The following is a 12,791-nucleotide window of genomic DNA, read 5'->3' on the forward strand; positions in this document are numbered from 1 at the left end:
CAAGCCCATCCGCCTCGCCAGCGACGAACGGCGGAAATGGCATTGATTTGCGGACGCTCGCGGGGCAACGACGAACGTCCACTCCCAACCCGAACCGTTCAGTCAGCCATCCCCTCGGATCGGATCAGGAGAGAACGTCCGGGACCCGATCCATCAACTTGAGGATAGGTTTCGGCCCAGCCGTGCCGCCTCTATCGCGGCGATGTCGATCTTTTTCATGGTCATCATCGCGTCGAATGCGCGCTTGGCCGCCGCGCGATCGGGGTCGGATATCGCCGCGATGAGGGCGCGCGGGGTGATCTGCCATGACAATCCCCATCGGTCCTTGCACCAGCCGCATGCGCTTTCCTGGCCGCCATTGCCGACGATCGCGTTCCACAAACGGTCGGTTTCGGCCTGGTCGTCCGTCGCGATCTGAAAAGAGAAGGCCTCGTTGTGCTTGAAATGCGGGCCGCCGTTCAGCCCGAGGCAGGGAATGCCAACGACGGTGAACTCAACCGTCAGGACATCGCCCTGCCTGCCGTCGGGATAGTCGCCTGGTGCGCGGAGGACGGCGCCGACAGAGCTGTCGGGGAATGTTTCGGCATAGAAGTTCGCGGCGTCAACGGCGCCGCCTTCGTACCACAAACAGATCGTGTTCTTGCTTGTCATTTCGTGTCTCCTGAGGCGTTGAGCACCGACATTCGCCACCGTCAAGATAACATTGGAAGACGACGACAACGCGCAGATAGCGGACCTCCATGTGTGAACTCCCGTCGTGCGAAGGCGCGGCGGGCAGTCAGAATCACTTCGTGTCGCGCGCGCCCGAGGAATACGGTTTTGCTGCGGCGCCGGGTGACGCTCACGCTTTGGCGATTGAGCGTGGCCAACGTCAATCAACACGTCATTACGACCGCACCCGCTTTAGTTCATCGATGCGGAGATGATAACTTCGCAGTAGACAAACTTTATCGCCACACGCGTTGCGAGAATTGCGAAGCCATGCTCGTTGATCCGCTCGTAACCGCGCCTTGTTAACCGATGTTTTTATCTTTTGATCATAGATTTCTGCCAGTGTTTTATCGATGCGGGTAAGTTCCGCATCCCCGCAAATAAGCTGCGCTTGAACAGATATGAGCTTGCTGCAATCAAAACTACGCATCAACGCATCGTTCGTCTCGTATTTAGTTTCCAGTTGCCCAGGCTTGCATAGCCCTTGCAGCGACTTGCAAGCGACGTCGTGCCCGACCCACGCCATGTCTCGCGCACCATATTGCTTAACGAAACGATTGATGCCTGCGTGGCTGACGCCCCTTTGCATTGCGTTTGCCGCGATTATTTCGTTGCAAAGCGAGTCCCCGGTGTAAGTTCGCCCATCGCGCCTGTAGCAACTGTGAAAACCGAGCAGCCCCGTACCAACAACACTTCGGCGTTCCCCTGAAGCGAACAAGACCGAAGCGCAAGCGGACGCGCACCTGGCATTATTTGGAACTGTTGTATAGACGCGTACTCTATCCATGGCATCGACGACTCGGAAAGCGGCCTCAACATTTCCTCCCGGACTGTTTAAAACAAGGGTAACGAGTCCTTCTTCATCACGGTCAGCCATTTTTGCGGACGCCAGGAATTTCTTTGCATCGCCTTCCTGAATCCTCCCCTCCCCGATAACCATTTTCATCTTAATCTGTGGTTGGTAGTAGATCCTGAATTCCATTCCTGGCGCCACACCGGGAAACATAAGCACAGCGAAACAAAACCCGGAAAGCAACCGTTGGATCAAGCTTTGCGCCGCCGCGTTCTTGGCTTCTGGGTGCTTATTGCTGCGCATACGCTCCTCCTTGGAATGTGAAAAGCATAGCCTCGAATCTGTGATGAACGGTGTAATGACCCAGTGAAAATGTGCTTGGGGGGGACCCTTGAAAGGAACTGCATTGCGCATGTTGATGGACGACGATATCAGGCGCTGGACGGCCAGGCGCGAGGGCTTCGGTGATGGAGATGCACCATGACAAGACGGCGGCGGCGGAGGCCACCGATCGTTCGATCTGGCGCACCCTCGGAGATCGAGGACTGGGTAAATGAAGCTGGTTTTTCGAGACTAATGGCGACGCCTAGGTCGAGCGGTGCCGCCGCAGACGAGGCAAATGACCGGCGGGCGGCGGCGTGCCAGCGCATTGGATGGCTGATCAGGCCGAGGGGAGGCTGTTGACAGGCAGCGGATAGCACGACTGTCTTCGGCCAACGCCGGTCGCAGCGCGCCGTCCTCAAACGCAGCCAGTCGTGCCGCACGTGCGTGTGCGTAACTGAGCCGGCAAGCTGGGAGATGACGCCGCATCCCCGCCTTGCATCCGAGTTCCACATGTCGTGGATGGCCTTCCAGGTCCCGTCTTTCTGCTTCTTCCAGGCGGTCACTTACTTTCGTTCTCGCTGACCGACTTGCCGTCGGGTTGCCGCCCAGCGGGGGAGGGAGCGAATGGCGGCTTCAGCCTGAGCGGGCATCCAGGCTCTGCCTGCGGAAGGTCCGGTAAGCCCATGAGCGCTCATCCAAGGGGGCTGGCTCTGGCCAGACTGAACAGCCTCGCCCTGGTCAAGCCGCAGTGGGATGTGGGCGCTTCGGCCCGCTGCGCTATGTGCCTGACGTGTCGCCGGCCTCGCTCAACTGGATGAGTAGCACGGCGTCGCGCTTGTCCAGCAGATGCTGGCGCAGGATCGCGGCAAGCCGCTTGCCATCGCGTGCCTCGAGCGCCGTCAGCATTTCCTCGTGGTCATGGATGGCGCTGTCCCATTTCGGCTTCTGATAGTTCGACCGGTAGCGCAGCGCCTGCAACCTCCGATTCACCGATAGATAGGTCTGACGCAGCGCGACATTCCGGGCCGCTTCGTTGATACGGTCATGAATCTGATGGTTGAAGCTGTAGTAACCGGACAAATCGTCCTTGGCCCGGCATGCCAGCATCGCGTAGTGTAATGCCTTGATCTCCGCCAACTCGATGGCCGTGATGCGCTCGCAGGCCAGTTCCCCGGATAGCGCTTCCAGACCGCTCATCAATTCGAACGTGTCCTGAATCTCCGTCGGCGACAGGCGCGATACCGTCGCGCCCCGGTTGGGCGTGCTTTCGATCAGCCCCTCCGCCGCCAGCACCTTCATGGCCTCGCGCAGGGGCGTGCGGGAGATGCCCAGCGTCTCGCACAACTCACGTTCGTTGAGTTTCGTACCCGCCTTCAAGACCCCCTCGACGATGAACGTCCGCAGATGATCCACCACCGTGTCATGCAAGCGCCGTCGCTCAACCTTGGGTAGCACGGATACGGAAGAATCCGTGTCGGTCAAAATAGAATTTTGCATTCAAATTCCAGAAAACGTTGCTGCATACATTTTAGCAGACACTTAACATTGCTCCAAAAAGCCGCAGAATCCCTCTCCTATGGGGTAAACACTGCGAAATTTTAGCAACATCCGCCCCGTCTCCATGTAGCTCTTCTGCTAGAGTATTTTGTATTCAAAACTCAACTGGAGGAGACCATGCAGAAACTCAACTTCCACCCCGCCGGCCGCCACTTCCTTCAAATCCCCGGGCCGAGCCCCGTTCCCGATCGCATCCTGCGAGCCATCAGCTATCCGACCATCGACCATCGCGGCCCCGAATTCGGGGTGCTTGGCCTCAAGGTGCTGGCCGGGATCCGGCAGATATTCAAGACTGAGCACCCGGTCGTGATCTATCCCGCTTCCGGGACAGGCGCATGGGAAGCCGCGCTGACCAACACGCTGAGTCCCGGCGACACGGTTCTGATGTTCGAGACGGGTCACTTCGCCACGCTCTGGAAGAAGATGGCCGAGAATCTTGGCATCCGGCCAGAGTTTCTCGGCTTGCCCGGCATCGAAGGCTGGCGCCGCGGCGTGCAGGCCGACATGATCGAGGCACGCTTGCGCACGGACTCCCAGCATGCCATCAAGGCGGTGTGCGTGGTGCATAACGAAACTTCGACCGGCGTTACCTCGGACATCGCGGCCGTGCGCAAGGCGATCGACGCCGCGCGGCACCCCGCGCTCCTGCTGGTCGACACGATCTCCGGCCTGGCGTCTGCTGATTACCGGCACGACGAATGGGGCGTGGATGTGACCGTTTCCGGCTCGCAGAAAGGGCTCATGCTGCCGCCGGGCATCAGTTTCAACGCGGTGTCTCCCAAGGCCATCGAAGCCGCCAGGACGGCAGGACTGCCGCGCAGCTTCTGGAGCTGGGACGAGATCATCGAGATGAACCGCACCGGCTACTGGCCCTATACCCCCAGCACAAATCTGCTCTATGGCCTGTCCGAAGCGCTCGACATGATCCTCGGCGAGGGGCTGGACAATGTGTTCGCGCGCCACCAGCGGCTGGCGGAGGCATGCCGCCGGGCAGTGCGCGCCTGGGGGCTGGAGATCCAGTGCGCCGACCCTTCCGCGTACAGCCCGGTTCTCACCGGCGTGATGATGCCCGAGGGGATCGATGCGGACGTTGTGCGCAGGAACATCTATGACCGCTTCAATATGTCGCTGGGCGCGGCGCTCGGCAAGATGAAAGGCCGCATGTTCCGCATCGGCCATCTCGGCGACTGCAACGACCTGACGCTGATGGCGACGCTCGCCGGCTGCGAAATGGGCTTGAAGATCTCGGGCGTGCCGGTCGCGGCAAGCGGGACATCCGCGGCGATGGACTACCTGGCCGCCCATGCCACGCCCTTGCCGCTCAAAGCCGCGGCCTGACGCCGTCCGACGCAACTGTAGTTCCGAAGCGAGGAATTCCGCGCGGCTGCGCCGCGGCGGCCAGCGCCTGGACTGGCCTCCAGCCTTGCGATGCCGGGGAGGGCATCGCGGCGGGAGCCAGTCCGTCACCGGTACGCGGTGGCGCCAATTCCCCGCACCGTACCGATCGCGTGAGGATCGGTGCAGCAGCACAGACATACCTGAAAAAAGCTGAGGAGACGCTGTGGATACTACCCTGCAGGCCGGGACAAAAGTGAGGACCTTCGAGGACGCCGTTTATCGCAAGGTAAGCTGGCGGCTGATACCGTTCCTGATGCTGTGCTTCCTGATCGCTTATCTCGATCGTGTCAACGTTGGTTTCGCCAAGCTTCAGATGTCGCAGCAGTTGGGCTTCAGCGAAACTGTTTACGGCCTGGGCGCCGGCATCTTCTTCATTGGCTACTTCCTGTTCGAAGTGCCAAGCAACCTGGCCTTGCACCGGTTCGGCGCCAAGGTGTGGATCGGGCGCATCATGGTCACATGGGGTGTGCTCTCCGCGTGTTTCGTGTTCGTGGAGACGCCAACCGCCTTCTACACGCTGCGCTTTCTGCTCGGCCTGGCCGAAGCCGGCTTTACGCCAGGCATCGTGTACTACTTGTCCTGCTGGTATCCGGCACACCGGCGCGCCAAGATCATGGCGATCTACTGCATGGGCTCGCCACTGTCCGGCATCATTGGTAACCCGTTGTCCGGCTTCCTGATGGGCAGCATGGGCGGCATCGCAGGCTGGGCCGGATGGCAATGGATGTTCTTCATCGAGGCCGTTCCCGCAGTCCTGCTAGGCCTCTTCTGCTTCTACTATCTGGACAACTCGATTGCCAAGGCCAAATGGCTCTCCAGCGAGGAGAAGCGCGTGCTGGAGTTGGCCAAGGCGGAGGACGTCAGGTCGGCGGACCCGCAGGCGCGCGTCGGCAACGTCTTCACCGACCCACGCGTCTGGCTCATCAGCCTGATTTGTTTCTGCTATGTCACCGGCCAGTACGGCATTACCCTGTGGCTGCCGACCTTCATCAAGTCCACAGGCGTCACCGACCCCATCCATATCGGCTTGCTGAGCGCGATCCCCTATGTGGCGGCGATTGTCACGATGTACTTCTTCGCAAAGAGCGCCGACAAGCATCGCGAACGGCGCTGGCACCTGATCGTGCCCTGCATGATGGGAGCGATCGGCTTCCTGGCGCTGCCCTGGGTCATGCACAGTACCGCGCTGTCGCTGGTGTTCCTGTCAATTGCCGCGGCCGGCATCCTGACCTGCACGCCGCTGTTCTGGTCGCTGCCGACTGCTTTCCTGAGCGGTGCCGCGGCGGCCACGGCAATCGCCATGAGCAACTCGATCGGCAATCTCGCGGGCTTCACCAGCGGCTACATGATCGGCTATCTCAGGGACGTGACGCAGAGTGGCACCAGCGCCTATTACATGATCGCGGCAATGCTGATCATTGGCGCCTTTGCCATCTGGACCTTGCCTGCCAAGCTGGTCAACCGATAACAACGGGAAGCGGTGCGCCGGCGCCGCACCGCTTCCCCGCACCCCCAACGACTCGGGCGCCCGTAGCGGGCGCATGGAAGACTCTCATGAACAGTGCATTCGAATCGAAAACGGACGGACCAGATACGCAAGCGCCGTTCAACCTGTTGGAGGCCACCGTTGCCACCGTGCATGCCGCGATGCGTGACGGCCGGCTGACGGCACGGCAACTGGTGCGCGGCTACCTGGACCGGATCTCAGCCTACGATCAAAGCGGCCCCCGCATCAACAGCATCCTCCGGCTCAACCCGGAGGCGCTGGCAGAGGCGGAACGCATGGACGCCCGGGCCGCCGGGAAGCCGGCGCAGGCCCTGGCTCCTCTCCACGGCATCCCGGTGCTGATCAAGGACAATATCGAATGCGGTGGCATCGAAACCACCGCAGGCTCGCCTTGCCTTAGGGGCAATATGGCCGCGCAGGATGCGTTTATTGTCCAGCGGCTGCGCCGGGCAGGCGCCATCGTCCTGGCAAAGACCAACCTGCACGAGCTTGCCTCCGGGGGGGAGACCGTCAGTACGGAGCTTGGCCAGACCTTGAACCCATACGACCTGACGCGAACGCCCGGCGGCTCAAGCGGGGGCACCGGCGCCGGCATCGCAGCCAACTTCGGCCTGCTCGGGATCGGAACCGATGGGGTCAACTCGATCAGGTCGCCGGCCTCGGCTAACAATCTCGTCGGCCTGCGCCCWACCATGGGCCTTGTCAGCCGAACGGGGCTCGTTCCCTGCGGTCTGACGCAGGACACCATCGGGCCGATCACACGGACCGTTGCGGATACCGCTGTACTACTCGACGCAATAGCCGGGCACGACCCGGCCGATCCTGTCTCGAGCCAGGGCGCCTCCCACATCCCCGCGAGTTATACGGCCTTTCTCGATCCCGACGGGCTCAAGGGCGCGCGCATCGGCGTACTGCGCCATTTCTTCGGCGATGGGCCCGAGCATCGGCCCGTCAACGCCGTCATGCAGCAAGCACTGGCCGTCATCGAAACACAGGGCGCGGAACTGGTCGCGGTGGATGACGCCATCAGCCCTGATGAACTCCTGGCGTCCACGCTCGTGCATCACTACGAGATGGAGCACGATCTCGATGCCTACCTGGCCCGGCTCGCACCGGGCGTGGGGGTGCGGTCGCTGAAAGACATCATCGCATCGGGGCAAGTGCACGCAAGCGTCGCGGGAACGCTGACCACGGCAGTGGCGCTCGCGGGCAAGGACGCGGAATACCGCGAGCGCTTGCAACGTCAGCAGGCATTGCGCCAGCGGCTACTGAATCTGATGGAAGCGCAGCGGATCGACGTGCTGGCCTTTCCGCATCAGCGCCGCCTGGTGGCGCCAATCGGCGAGGCCCAAGCCGATCGCAACGGCGTACTCGCATCTGCCACCGGCTTTCCGGCGATCGTGATTCCAGCGGGGTTTTCCGCCGCGGACCGCAATGCGCCGCAGGGCGTGCCGGTTGGATTGGAGCTCTTCGGCCGTCCGTTTTCGGAACCCGTGCTGATAAGGCTGGCCTATGCGGCCGAGCAGGCTCTGCGCGCGCGCCGGGCGCCGTACGCGGCACCGGCGCTCGAATAGGGGCGTATCGGAACGAATCTTCATTGCTGCTCTACAAACGCCAGCCGATCCAGGCGGCGAGAAGTTTGCGGATATACCGTGACGACCTCAAACGAGGAGGAGACAAAGATGGGCGCAGAAGTGGTAGTTCAATCGTCGAGTTCCCCACAGCAGCACGAGCTCGACCGGGCAATGGATGGCATCGGCGTGACGGCTTCGCACAAGAAGATCATCTTCATGATCATGCTGGGTGTGATGTTCGACGTCTTCGAGCAGAATGCGGTCGGCCTGGTTGGCCCCATGCTGCGGGAGCAATGGGGTATCTCAGTGGCGCAGATCGGCTTTCTGAACACACTGACCTTCAGTGCCGCCGCGCTCGGACGCATCGGATCGGGCTATATCGCGGATCGCTATGGCCGGCGCACCATGCTGAGTGCAAACCTGCTGCTGTTCACGCTGGGCGCCATCATCTGCGCGCTGGCGCCGAACTATGCGGTGCTGGCTGCGGGCCGCTTTATCGTCGGCATCGGCCTGGGCGGGGAGATATCCATTGCTGTGACGATGCTGGCCGAGTTGTGCTCGACCCGCTTCCGGGGTACGGCGGTAGGCATGGTTAGCGTGGGCAGCGGTGGTCTTGGCAATATGCTGGCGCCCGCCTTTGGCCTGGCCGTGTTCGCCATGTTCCCGGGACCGGACAACTGGCGCTGGCTGTTCGCCTGCCTGGTGGTCCCCGCGTTCTTTGTCGTGTTCTATCGACGTTTTATTCCGGAGACACCGCGGTTCCTGTTGTCCAAGGGACGGGTAGACGAGGCTAACCGCGTGCTGTCGATCCTGGCGTCGGGCCGGCTGGGCAAGCTCGCAGGTGAGCCGACGCCGTACATCAAGGCATCGGTGCAGGATGAGGCGCCGCGCGCCAAGGTGCGGCTGAGCGACGTATTCAAAGGCCGTCTGGGCCGACGCACGATCGCGCTCGGGATTGCGGTGTCCATGACATACGGGGCGCAGATTTCCGTACTGACGCTGATGCCGACGATTCTGATGTCACAGGGCTACACCATTTCCAAGAGCTTGCTCTTCACCATGGTGATGCAGAGCGGCAGCCTGTTCGGCGCGCTCGCGGCTTCGTACTGCGGCTATCACATCCCGCGCAAGCGCGTGCTGACGGTAGGCGCCGGGCTGGCGTGCACGGCCGGACTATGCTTCGGCTTCCTGACGTATAACGTCGCCCTGGTACTGCTGTTCGGCGCGGCCTTTACGTTCTGTGTCGTGTTGCTCAACACCTCGATCTGGATCTTCGCGCCGGAGCAATATCCCACGCACGTTCGCGCGTTCGGCACTTCCCTGATCCTGGCGCTCGGCACGCTGGCCGGGGCACTGACACCGCTGATCAGCGGCCGGGTGTTCGAAACCTACGGCGTCGGCGGCATGTTCAGCATGCTGGCAGCGATGTACGCTGTTTTCGCACTGAGTGTCCAGTTTGCGCCGGAAACCTTCGGCCGCGCCATGGGCGAGACAGCCGCCGACGACGAAGCCGATCTCGCGGTAGGTGGTAGTGCGGCCAGCGCAAGCGGCTCCTGATCGGCGCATCGCGATGAACCACATCCTGCTGATCAATCCGAATACGTCGCAGTCGACCACGCAGATGATGGTTGACATCGCGCGTGCCACACTTGCCGGCGACCTGGAGATCCGCGGCCTGACGATGGCGCGCGGTGTGCCGATGATCGTCGACGAGGCAGATCTGCGCGCCGCCGCGGACGCGGTCGGCGCCATGGATCTGCCCGGCGCCGGTCCGGATCGCGCAGGCGTGCGCGCTGTCATCGTCGCCGCATTCGGCGATCCCGGCGCGGACGCGCTTCGGCGCAGGCTAGCCGTGCCGGTGGTGGGGATCGGCGAAGCCGCCATGCGAGAAGCGGCGCAGCATGGGCGTCGATTCGGTATCGCCACGACGACGCCGTTCCTGGCGTCCTCGATTGAAGCCAATGTACGGCGCTACGGACTCGATGCCAGCTTCACGGGTGTGCGTTTCACCCGCGGCGATCCTCGCATGCTTGGCCTTGACCCGGCGGCGCTGGAAGCCGCACTGGCAGAAGCGGTCCGGGCCTGCGTGGAAGCTGACGGAGCACAAGCGGTGGTGATAGGAGGTGGCCCGTTGGGCCAGGCGGCCCAGGCCTTGAGCGCGCGTTTTTCCATTCCCGTGATCGGTCCGGTGCCAGCAGCGTGCCGCAGCCTGCTGCGCGCGCTTGCCGCGAGCGAGTCGCGGAGTCATTCAAATCCTTCATTCAAGGAATTGCCCTAAGCATGACATCAACCAACATCGATACGGTCGCGCAGGCCCTGCTTTGCGCACGGCGCGAGCACCGTTGCGCCGACGCGGAGCGCTTCGCCACGGCGCTTGACAATCCGGAGCAGGCCTACGCCGTGCAGTCGGTCGTGGCTCGCTCGCTTGGCTGGCAAAAGACAGGCGCCGGGTACTGGAAATCCGGCGGGCCTTCACGCGAGGCGCAACTGACACACGCCGAACTTCCGTCCGCCGGGGTGTGGACCAGCCCCGCGCATGCCGGGGACTGGCCCTTCACGTGGCGCGGCATTGAGGCCGAGATCGCGCTGCGGCTCGGGCGCGGGGTGGACGCCGCGCAGGCGGCCGCCCTCGATGGTCCGGGCGCGGCCGCGCTGATCGACGCGATGGCGGTCTCGATTGAGGTCGTCGACTCGCGCTGGCAGCAGTACGTCGCCGCACCTGCGCTACTGAAGCTGGCTGACCTGCAGGCCCACGGGGCGCTTGTGCTTGGCGAGTGGCGTGACTATGAAGCGCGAGACTGGGCGGCACAGCGTTGCCGGGTGCAGATTGGCATGGAATCGATCGAACGCCGTGGCACCCATGCCCTGGGCGATCCGGCCTACGGACTGGTGGCCTGGCTGCGCCACGCCACGCGCGCGGGCCGAAGCGTGGAAGCCGGCACCGTCGTCACCACGGGCACCTGGGTCGGAATTCTGGCGGCGTCGGCTGGCGACCTTGTGACAGCGGAATTCGAAGGCATTGGCCGCGCCTCGATCCAGTTCTGAGGATGGCGGGACAATCGGGATTCATCGAGGCGTAACCGGTGGTCGGCACGCCTTCTTTTTCGGTCTCCCGCAGGGCCAGGCTTATCGCAACAGATAGAGCGGAAACTGCCCACCGTTCATCGGGAAAGCTGCGCCAGCCACTTCACCGAGCGCTTCCATTGCACCCAACCCACCCATCGATATGCCGCCGGCACAGTCCACGCTCCTCCCGGCGTCAGTGCAGGCAGTGAAAAGCACCAGGGCTGCGAGCCCGGCCCAAACCAGCTTGCTCATGAACTTCTCCTCGCGATTCCGGCAGGCAAGGGGAGTGGGAGTCGCCGGGAATCGGGGCGGCGAGTCCCACGATGATTTCAGCAGTCGCAACCTTCGGTCCACGCTCAGGCGGGCCTGATGTTCTGGTTCACGCGGAACAGGTTTGCAGGGTCGTACTTGCGCTTGATCTCCGCCAGTCGCGCATAGTTGTCGCGATAGGCAGCCTTCACGTTGTCGTTGCCTTCGTCCATCATCATGTTGATGTAGCCGCCGCCGGCCGAGTGCGGATGCAGCGCCAGCCAGTAGTCCTTGGCCCACTGCACGATGCGGTCGTTGTTGGCCGGGTCGGGATCGACGCCGACAATCACGCTGGCGAAGCTCGCATCGCGGTAGCTGAACGCGGTGTCATTCGGGCCCGCGCGATGCGCCGCGCCGTTGATGGGATACAGGTGCATGGTCGAGTGCATGGACGGCAACTGATGCCCATACTTGATGTGCAGATCGATGGCCTTGTCGCTCAGGTCGCTCACGAAGTCGGCTTTCCAGTACCACTGAAGGCCAGGCGGATACAGCGCGTCGAACAGGCTCTGCAAGACCGGCCAAGGAATGGAGCCGGCAAAGTCCACCGCTGGCGGCATGGCGTCGCGAATCGGCTTGAACCGCGCCTCGGCCTGATCGAGTGGACCCGTGTAGCACCACACCACGGCGCACATCTTCTGCAGGTGGACAGACTCGGGGAACGGCGGCCCGGGCGGCACCGTCACAAAGCCGAACCAGCCATTGATGTCCTGCGGCGCAGTCAGGATGAAATCGCGCCACCACTTCATCAACTCGCGCGCCTGGTCCATCGGCCACAGCATCGGGCCGCCGTAGACCGTGCCGACGGGATGGGCCTTGAACTCGAATGAGGTGACCACGCCGAAGTTGCCGCCACCGCCGCGCAGCGCCCAGAACAGGTCCGCGTTCTCGTCGCTGCTGGCATTGACCAGTCGCCCGTCGGCCAGAACGACCTCGGCGCTAAGCAGGTTATCGATCGTCAGGCCGTAGGCGCGGCTAAGGTAGCCAATGCCCCCGCCAAGCGTCAGCCCACCCACGCCCGTGGTCGAGATGAAGCCGCTCGGCGTCGCCAGTCCATAAGCGCTGGCGGCGTGGTCCACATCGCCCCAGGTGCAGCCGCCACCAACCCGAATGGTGCTGCGCTTCGGATCGACAAACACGCCTTTCATCGGCGACAGGTCGACCACCAGTCCGCCATCGCATGTGCCGAGCCCCGCGCCATTGTGCGCACCGCCACGTACGGCCAGCAGCATTCCGCTGTCTCGCGCGGCGTTCACCCCCGCAATGACGTCCGCGACATCCGTGCAGCGCGCGATCAGTGCCGGGCGCTTGTCAATCATGCCGTTGTACACCGCGCGTGCCTGGTCATAGGCCGCATCGCCAGGCTGAATCAATTGCCCCCGAAAATGCGGCTTCAGCGCCGTGACGACGGTTTCACTCAGAGCACCTTCCATGGTTGCCTCCTGTCCGGTAGGTATGCAGGAGTTTTATCAACCTCGGCGTTTGAAAGGCGTTAGGCGCACCGTTATATGCGCCAATCTCCGACGCGGCTGGCCCGGAGCGGCCAAACCAT

The 12,791-nt window shown here is 62.8% G+C and carries 11 protein-coding genes; 6 read left to right on the top strand and 5 right to left on the bottom strand.

All coding sequences use genetic code 11. From position 1 onward, the window contains the following. Positions 1-153: 153 nt before the first annotated feature. The 3 genes from AC1DN0_RS22890 to AC1DN0_RS22900 form a co-directional block, all read right to left on the bottom strand. Complete coding sequence (locus tag AC1DN0_RS22890) at positions 154-651, bottom strand: VOC family protein (RefSeq protein WP_045240303.1); 498 nt, start codon at positions 649-651, stop codon at positions 154-156. Positions 652-886: 235 nt separating this feature from the next. Further along, a complete protein-coding gene (locus AC1DN0_RS22895) occupies positions 887-1,807 on the bottom strand; it encodes an ATP-dependent Clp protease proteolytic subunit (RefSeq protein ID WP_441630503.1) in 921 nt (306 codons plus the stop codon). Between the two features lie 798 nt (positions 1,808-2,605). Next, positions 2,606-3,325: a GntR family transcriptional regulator gene (locus AC1DN0_RS22900; protein WP_441630505.1), complete on the bottom strand. Its 720-nt coding sequence runs from the start codon at positions 3,323-3,325 to the stop codon at positions 2,606-2,608. 177 nt (positions 3,326-3,502) lie between these two features. On the opposite strand from AC1DN0_RS22900, the gene AC1DN0_RS22905 reads away from it, so the two are divergent. From AC1DN0_RS22905 to AC1DN0_RS22930, 6 genes are all read left to right on the top strand, one after another. Then, positions 3,503-4,723, top strand: coding sequence for a pyridoxal-phosphate-dependent aminotransferase family protein (locus AC1DN0_RS22905; RefSeq protein WP_441630507.1), 1,221 nt, complete (start codon positions 3,503-3,505; stop codon positions 4,721-4,723). A gap of 223 nt (positions 4,724-4,946) precedes the next feature. Then, positions 4,947-6,251: an MFS transporter gene (locus AC1DN0_RS22910; protein ID WP_045240300.1), complete on the top strand. Its 1,305-nt coding sequence runs from the start codon at positions 4,947-4,949 to the stop codon at positions 6,249-6,251. A gap of 86 nt (positions 6,252-6,337) precedes the next feature. After that, positions 6,338-7,864: an amidase family protein gene (locus tag AC1DN0_RS22915; protein ID WP_441630510.1), complete on the top strand. Its 1,527-nt coding sequence runs from the start codon at positions 6,338-6,340 to the stop codon at positions 7,862-7,864. Positions 7,865-7,972: 108 nt separating this feature from the next. Beyond that, positions 7,973-9,421, top strand: a complete 1,449-nt coding sequence (locus AC1DN0_RS22920; protein ID WP_441630512.1) for an MFS transporter — start codon at positions 7,973-7,975, stop codon at positions 9,419-9,421. A 13-nt stretch (positions 9,422-9,434) separates the two neighbouring features. Continuing rightward, entirely contained in the window at positions 9,435-10,142 is a 708-nt protein-coding gene (locus tag AC1DN0_RS22925) for an aspartate/glutamate racemase family protein (RefSeq protein ID WP_441630514.1), read from the top strand. Positions 10,143-10,144: 2 nt separating this feature from the next. Beyond that, positions 10,145-10,909: a fumarylacetoacetate hydrolase family protein gene (locus AC1DN0_RS22930; RefSeq protein ID WP_441630516.1), complete on the top strand. Its 765-nt coding sequence runs from the start codon at positions 10,145-10,147 to the stop codon at positions 10,907-10,909. 81 nt (positions 10,910-10,990) lie between these two features. Here AC1DN0_RS22930 and AC1DN0_RS22935 read toward each other — a convergent pair whose 3' ends face one another. Next, on the bottom strand, positions 10,991-11,182 hold the full coding sequence (locus AC1DN0_RS22935) for a hypothetical protein (RefSeq protein WP_441630518.1): 192 nt from the start codon (positions 11,180-11,182) through the stop codon (positions 10,991-10,993). Between the two features lie 104 nt (positions 11,183-11,286). Further along, positions 11,287-12,672, bottom strand: coding sequence for an FAD-binding oxidoreductase (locus AC1DN0_RS22940; protein ID WP_441630519.1), 1,386 nt, complete (start codon positions 12,670-12,672; stop codon positions 11,287-11,289). Positions 12,673-12,791: the final 119 nt, after the last annotated feature.

Source organism: Cupriavidus sp. 05N39 (assembly GCF_056397325.1).